The organism is Psychromonas hadalis ATCC BAA-638 (assembly GCF_000420245.1).
Taxonomy (GTDB): Bacteria; Pseudomonadota; Gammaproteobacteria; order Enterobacterales; family Psychromonadaceae; genus Psychromonas; species Psychromonas hadalis.
This window is the reverse complement of record NZ_ATUO01000260.1, coordinates 1-2,883: the sequence shown is the minus strand read 5'-3', so window position 1 is coordinate 2,883 and position 2,883 is coordinate 1. Positions and strand designations below refer to the sequence as shown.

The 2,883-nt window shown below is 37.5% G+C and carries 2 protein-coding genes; one reads left to right on the top strand and one right to left on the bottom strand.

The features are described from left to right. Nucleotides 1–465 precede the first annotated feature (465 nt). Nucleotides 466–1,332 (bottom strand): hypothetical protein, encoded by an 867-nt coding sequence (locus G322_RS0118465; RefSeq protein ID WP_022943160.1) that lies wholly within the window; start codon nucleotides 1,330–1,332, stop codon nucleotides 466–468. 1,090 nt (nucleotides 1,333–2,422) lie between these two features. Between G322_RS0118465 and G322_RS21375 the strand changes: the two genes are divergently transcribed. Then, the gene (locus G322_RS21375) at nucleotides 2,423–2,806 is read left to right on the top strand and encodes a transposase (RefSeq protein ID WP_022943158.1); all 384 of its coding nucleotides are present in this window, start codon (nucleotides 2,423–2,425) and stop codon (nucleotides 2,804–2,806) included. The last annotated feature ends 77 nt before the right edge of the window (nucleotides 2,807–2,883 follow it).

Here is a 2,883-nt window from a genome sequence, read left to right as displayed (position 1 = left end):
GGTGTCATAGAGAAAAGTGCTTTTGTGATTAGATTAAGCTTACTTACAAATAATTTAGTCTTCATTGCGAGTACCTTCAATCAGTTAAGTCTTATTTATAAGTATAGACAACAATTAGCTACAACAGAGCCACTCTTATTGATACTTTCAGAGCTGCATTTTTAACACGTTATTTTGAATTGACGGGGGTGAAAATGGGTGATGTAGATGCGTGGAAATTACCTATTTATGCAGCGAGATTATGTGAAAACATTGATTGTGAACGTGAGTGGTTAATAAACGTTATAGATATTGAATTAAGAAACCTTTAAAAGAACGGGTTGTTTTTGACCTGTTGTTTGTATTCCCACACCAAAATTCGAGCGGTGTCTCCTTATCCGAGAATGAATAGATTATGCAAATAGTATCCGCTCAACGCTAACACTTTGTTAGCGTTGAGCGGTCAACGCAAAATGCAATAGCCAATTAATCTGTTACTAACAGGTTTTCTAGTGAGTCAATAACGAAGTCTTTATCCACTGATGCTTGCAACAATTGTCCACCTAGCTCAATGTTGATTTGTTTAATAGTTTTAAACATCTCATCATGCTGTTGGGAAATATTGGTTATGTGCTTAAGTGGAATAAATGTATGACCAAACTTATAATTAGTCTCGTTTTCTTGTACCACATACTTTCCTCGATTAGCAATGATCAGCTCCACGCCATTGGTCATAAACATAGAATCAAGTAATTGGTATTTGGTAAGGGACTGGAATAGCTGATTGCTGGCTAATAATCCTAGCGCTAAACCCGCTTGATAATTCAAAATTTGCAGTGATTGATTTTCTTTTTCGGTAATGCAGAAATAAGAAAATATTTGTAACTCACTGTGTTTTTGTGACAATATATCTGGTCTTGCAGAGCTCTGCTCAACTACATTGATGCTTTCTCGCAGTAAATGCATCACATCACCGGCAATATCCATAGACACTAAATTGTATTGAAAATTTAAGCTGTTTTTCTGACTAATTAGACAAATTTCACAGTTAAGTAAATCGCCTTGGTGAATCAAATATTGCACATCTTTGAAGAGTAATTCATGCGTGATAATTTGATCGTTAACCACAGAAAATTCTACGATCCGTTGCTCATCGATAATAATCAATTTATTATACAGTAACATACCAGCATGGAGTGCACGTCGATCCTCTTTAATGGGGATCTTAAAACAATACTTAGCAGCAAGAATAGTATCCTGATGTTCGAAGTATTGATGCGGAATATCTTGTATAGACTTTACTTGCAACAACCACGGACCAAATTTATCGTATTCATGTGCAATATTATCCATAATCACATACCTTTTATGTTCAAAGTTTACAGACTCAGTTCTTTTATTAGATTCATTAAAAGAACCTGATTTTTTAGTGTCGACTCAGCACCTATTGGGTTTGAAGTATTTTACAAAAGAGACTGTAAATACTTATTGATAAGAACTTTAAATGCTTATTAATAAGAACGTTAAATGCCATACTAATAGAATAATTATAGGATGATTTTCAAAAAAGGCGTGTTCAAATCGCACAAAAATAATGTTATGAGTTTAATCGTGAGGTAACTTTTAAAACTAAAAAGTTATGCCGATATCTGGCACCAGCACGGTAAGTGCATGTATAGGCCTAGCGAAAGTGAAAATAATAAAATTAAAGAGTCTTATGAGAGCGAACGGTGAAATTCGATGTGTTGATTTTCGTGAGTAATGTCAATTAGCGATTCAATATAGGTCGGACGTTAGTCAGTGTGCAAACGTTTTGTACAAAGTGTCTAACCGTTATCGTCAGTATCTGACATCAAGAATAAATCCCTGATCCCCTCTGTTTCTATCTTCACCTAGGTAATCGCTAAGCTAAGGAAGGGGCACTGAGGGATTGTTCACTTGCCAGCTACCCTCAGATCATGGGAAAAGTATTAGGGATTGTCTATCGAACACTTGTTGCACATATCACTAAAAAAGCAGGCTACAACAAACAGACAGCAAAAACGGGTGCGGTAACACTGAACCAACGATTTGGTTCAGCGTTGACAAAATCGCCGGGAGTGATTTTGAACAGCCGGAGGCTGGCCCCGAAGGGGTGAAGGGCAGGACGCCCGAAGTCATTTAAATATCCATTTTCATGAAGCACATCCATGTGCTTCCCCCCTTCGGGGGCAGCCGCCGGCTGTGTAAATCGGCTATCCTGTCGATTTATCACATGCTATTTCTCGATGGTGTGTATGTCGAAGATAACAATGGAAAAACGTGTTTAGATGATGAACATCCTTGTTCATCCATTTCCAGGCAACCTGCGGTTGTCCTAATTCATTCCCGATGAATTGGTCAGCAGATAAAAGCCCCGAAAAAAAGTGAACTGAATGTATTTTTTCAGAAAATTAGTCAACGTGTGGCTGGTTTTCTTGATCGCGAGGGGCTATTAATAAGAGGTGCAGATAATGACTATCTGGATTTTGATGGGCTAGAAGAAAATTCCATGTTGAAAATTCTCGGGTATTCAATTAGCTGCAGTGTGGGGACAGCTTCATCACAGGGGCGAAAGGTATTTACGCTGCAAACCATTACGCCTATGATAGGCCAAAGTGTTGAATCAGACCGTGTCGCAAATGTTGCAGGCTTCAATCTTCATGCGGGTGTAATGAGTGATGCTCAGGATAGGAATAAACTCGAAAGACTTTGTCGTTATATTACCCGCTCTGCAGTATCACACACATTGATTAGGTCAAATTCCGATAATTTCCATTTAAAATATAAGCCGCTAAACGATCGTTAATTTAGTAAAATATAAGCCTTAATAAACGAGGTAAATATGAGCTTTAAAATTAAACGATTAGATCACCATGGTATTGT